The sequence below is a fragment of the Nostoc sp. 2RC genome (assembly GCF_014222165.1).
Lineage (GTDB): Bacteria > Cyanobacteriota > Cyanobacteriia > Cyanobacteriales > Nostocaceae > Nostoc > Nostoc linckia.
Window position 1 is genome coordinate 1 of the sequence record NZ_JACKZU010000545.1, and the last position, 3698, is coordinate 3698.

Sequence of the window (3698 nt, forward strand, 5' to 3'; positions counted from 1 at the left end):
CCCTTAATCCCCTCCCCGCCAGCGAGGAGGGGAAATCATAATAAATCCGGTTTGCAACGCCAATTTTTAAATTATTTTTAAGCTTTCCAACTCAAAAATCGTGCATAAACATAAGCAATTGTTTCATCAAGAACAGTCCGCACACCTTGGCTAGAACCCCACCATTTCTGTGGATCGTAATCTTGAGTTTTGGCAGCAATTACCCCGACTTGAATTTCTGGATAGAGTATTTTTTTAAAAATTAACCAACTCCTACGGGTATGAACATCCAAGGAAAAAAGATTTATTGATTCTACTTTTATATTGGAATTGGATAGCCAGCGATAAAATTCAGCAGCAGAGGCGTAACTACGATCTTTAACTACATAAGGTGTGGGAACAGCTACTACTTTTTCTGCTTCTAAACCAAGTTTATTAAAGGTGGCGGCTGTCACTTCTGCGAAATTATTGTATCCAGTCAGGTAAGTTCCTTTTCCTAATGTACCTCCTGTGGTAATTATTTGACGATAAGAACCGTTTTTAAATTCTATTAACGCTTCTTCTATGGCATAATCTGGTAGCCATCCTTCAACAACTAATATTTCTGCTGATTTGAGAGGGGAAGTTACGGCGAGATATGAGTGTACATGAGTAATACTCAAAAATATTAAATAAGCAATCACAGCGATTGCAATCGCCCACCCCGGAGCCGTAAGTGTCCACATTTCTTGGCGTTTTATTAGTTTTATTTTGAGAAATTTTTGACGCCGACGTTTTTTTGTCTGCATTAAACTTTAGCGAGACGCTGTTCTTTCAAATAAGTAAATACAGACTTATCGCCAATATCGGCAGGAATTGGTTGCACAGTCTTTCGCAGAGCAAATACCAAAAACAACGTTGCCCAAATTCCTAATAAAATACCTTCCCAGTGAATTGGTAAAACTCCTACCAAATGTCCTAATAATAATAGTGGTACTATGGGAGTTAATACTTTAGTTTCCAGGCGATTGAAGCAAAAAGCTTCTTTAAAATAAATACCTGTTAAAGCAACAAAGATAAAACCAACTCCAAATAAAGTAATGGGCTGATTGTATACCGTAACAGCCAAAGGTTGACTACTAGATAGTGCTAAAATTACGGATGTGATAGTACCGATCGCCCAAAAAATTTGCAACATTCGGTGTAGTATTAACATGTATATATGAATCGTAAATAAACTTACACCAAGAGCCAAAACAAAACAAGCATATAAGGGTGTCAGCACAGTTAGAACAGTCTGGTTGCTGTTAAGCAAAACCAAACCGCTACCAACGGCAAAGCTGAGTGCAGCTATCATTAAGCCAGCGCGGTAAATAATTACGCCAGTGCGATCGTGTGAAGTGATTGTAAATTCCCCAAACTGACCTTGATAAACTTGTGGTGTAGGTAGTGTTTGCGTAGTCATAGCTAAGAACGTAGTTATGATTCAAAGTAGAGTGTTACGGTAAATTGCTGAATGGTACTTTTATTATTATCAGCAATGAGACGGATTTAATGTGAGTTTTTCTAAAAGTATGCACTAGGATATATGAATAATTAGATTTTTAAATTTAAGATGTGTTGACTTTTGACGGTTGACTGATACGAGCCAGTTGGTTCCAAGAGTTAAACCACCAACAATACACTGGCCACCGTTACCCGTCAACAATCAACAGTCAACAAAGACTTTTAGTTTTGTCAGCAAAACCATACATGTAGGGCATCTTCTAAATTAAGTTGTAACTGTAAGCGAGCATTGCCGCTATTGACGGCAATTTCTACCCAGCCGTGACTGCCAACCAAAGCCATCAGCTCTCCCACTTTGACATTACTATAGGTTTCGCATCCTGGTATACTCAACCCAGCAGCCTGGACGTACCAGCTTTTACCGTCAACGTAACTTCCAGGAATATTACTCACTAAGTTGCCAAAGCCATCTATATATTGAATGCAACCCACTACACCGGTGGTAGTCTGCTTGCACTCGCGGATATCTAGCTTCACCAAACTGGCTAAATCGATTTCTTGTCCTAGCTGTTTGAGGGGAATACCACTGGCAAGATGAGCTGCCACTGGTGCAAAAATATCTCTACCGTGAAAAGTCTTACTTGGTTGGGGAGTCCGCCAAAAGTTAAGATTTGTGAGTTCCACAGCTGCCATCGCCGGACTCTGGCTTAATACTCCACTGAAAATGCCATTATCTGGCCCCACAAGAAACCCTTGAGCAAATTCTACTGCGATCGCCCGTCGCCTACTGCCCACACCTGGATCAACCACTGCTAGATGCACTGTGCCAATTGGGAAATAAAGGTAAGCATTCATCAAAGAAAAACGAGCTGCGGCCATATCTTGCGGTGGAATTTGATGCGTTAAGTCCACCATCATGATTTGAGCGTTAATTTGCGCTATTACTCCCTTCATCACCCCCACATAGACATCGCGATCGCCAAAATCGCTTAATAAAGTCACCAGTGGTTGTTCGCTAATCCTATCCTCAGACATAGCTTGACTAAAATTTAGATTTATTCAGAAATTTCTGTAGCAACAGCTACAAAATATATGCTAAGTTAAGAATACAAGACATAAAAGCAAAAATAAGAGGTAATTCCTATGAATCAAGGTAGATTACAAGCTGCCAGAAAAGCCAGAGAAGCTCACAGAGAGAATATTCAAAAAAGCCTAGAACATCGCTTGCAAGTAGCCAGAGCAAAAGGCGACGAACAGCTGATTCGTCAACTAGAAGCTGAGATGAGATATTCGACCTAAATCAAGTTTTCACTGTTCATAGTTTTGTTGTGTACCCCGCTACGGCGGGTTTTTGTGTTTTCAGGGAGTACTATTACCAATTTTGGATTTTAGATTTTAGATTACAGCTTCTAAGATTTTTGTTTTCCAGGTTGTAATTTTTTCGGCGCTTTCTGTTAAATATGTCGCGTTAATTCTTGAAAAGCCTGAATTATTGAAGCATACTATACCATCAAAAATAACTTTGATGAGATTGTAATCGGCAAGAATAATATTCATGTTGATTTTGATTTTGTCACTTGAGTGACATCAATTCTTAAATCAGCTAAAAAACTTATTGTGACATTTACGTAAGTGCTGTTTGTTTTCTATGTGTCTTATACAGTTACAAAATAGTTTGTACTCAGGCTGAGGTTGGTGGAACCTTGAATGATGTCAATTTTATTTGAAAGGAATGTTACATAATACCAACAACCTTGTAAATACGTTATGTTGAAGCATCTTTATTTCTCATCAAAAAGGGAGCCAACTAATTTTTTGATATAACTAAGATACAGATAATTATTTAATCTTTTGGTAAAAGCAAGTATAAATTTAATTTAAGATGAAAAAAATTTAAGGACTTTTCCAAGAAAATCCCTGAATTGCACGCACAATAAACAATGAAAATGTCTTGGTTTCCCAGTTACCAGTCCCTATTTTCAAGGCCAGTTTATGAAAGTCAGGAGTGAAAATATTCTATTTGAAAGTAGCCAAAAGTAAATAGAAATACTCAACTATCCGTTGCAGAACTACAGGTAGTGAATCGGGTGTGGAAATTGTAAAGGTATTGTGGGGTAATACTTTCATATTAATTGTGTTTATAATTGACTACCATTCCAATACTGCTCGGGTTTTGGATTTTAAACTGGAATTTGGTTTGGGGAAAAGGTGAGCCAGCGCGGTCTTGGGGGTTT

General features: G+C 38.3%; 4 protein-coding genes. 1 reads left to right on the top strand and 3 read right to left on the bottom strand.

Annotated elements, in window-relative coordinates; translation table 11 throughout:
* Nucleotides 1–77: 77 nt before the first annotated feature.
* The 3 genes from GNE10_RS32860 to GNE10_RS32870 form a co-directional block, all read right to left on the bottom strand.
* Nucleotides 78–767: an ElyC/SanA/YdcF family protein gene (locus tag GNE10_RS32860; RefSeq protein WP_099069105.1), complete on the bottom strand. Its 690-nt coding sequence runs from the start codon at nt 765–767 to the stop codon at nt 78–80.
* A complete protein-coding gene (locus tag GNE10_RS32865) occupies nt 767–1423 on the bottom strand; it encodes a DUF2301 domain-containing membrane protein (RefSeq protein ID WP_185570220.1) in 657 nt (218 codons plus the stop codon). Before GNE10_RS32865 ends, GNE10_RS32860 begins: the two co-directional genes overlap by 1 nt.
* A gap of 272 nt (nt 1424–1695) precedes the next feature.
* Complete coding sequence (locus GNE10_RS32870; protein ID WP_185570222.1) at nt 1696–2499, bottom strand: S-adenosyl-l-methionine hydroxide adenosyltransferase family protein; 804 nt, start codon at nt 2497–2499, stop codon at nt 1696–1698.
* 108 nt (nt 2500–2607) lie between these two features.
* On the opposite strand from GNE10_RS32870, the gene GNE10_RS32875 reads away from it, so the two are divergent.
* The gene (locus tag GNE10_RS32875; protein ID WP_180267544.1) at nt 2608–2763 is read left to right on the top strand and encodes a hypothetical protein; all 156 of its coding nucleotides are present in this window, start codon (nt 2608–2610) and stop codon (nt 2761–2763) included.
* Nucleotides 2764–3698: the final 935 nt, after the last annotated feature.

What these genes read in the sequence shown, in the direction of transcription:
- GNE10_RS32870 (WP_185570222.1), bottom strand. Translation starts at nt 2,499, where the DNA reads ATGTCTGAGGATAGGATTAGCGAACAACCACTGGTGACTTTATTAAGC.
- GNE10_RS32875 (WP_180267544.1), top strand. Translation starts at nt 2,608, where the DNA reads ATGAATCAAGGTAGATTACAAGCTGCCAGAAAAGCCAGAGAAGCTCAC.
- GNE10_RS32865 (WP_185570220.1), bottom strand. Translation starts at nt 1,423, where the DNA reads ATGACTACGCAAACACTACCTACACCACAAGTTTATCAAGGTCAGTTT.
- GNE10_RS32860 (WP_099069105.1), bottom strand. Translation starts at nt 767, where the DNA reads ATGCAGACAAAAAAACGTCGGCGTCAAAAATTTCTCAAAATAAAACTA.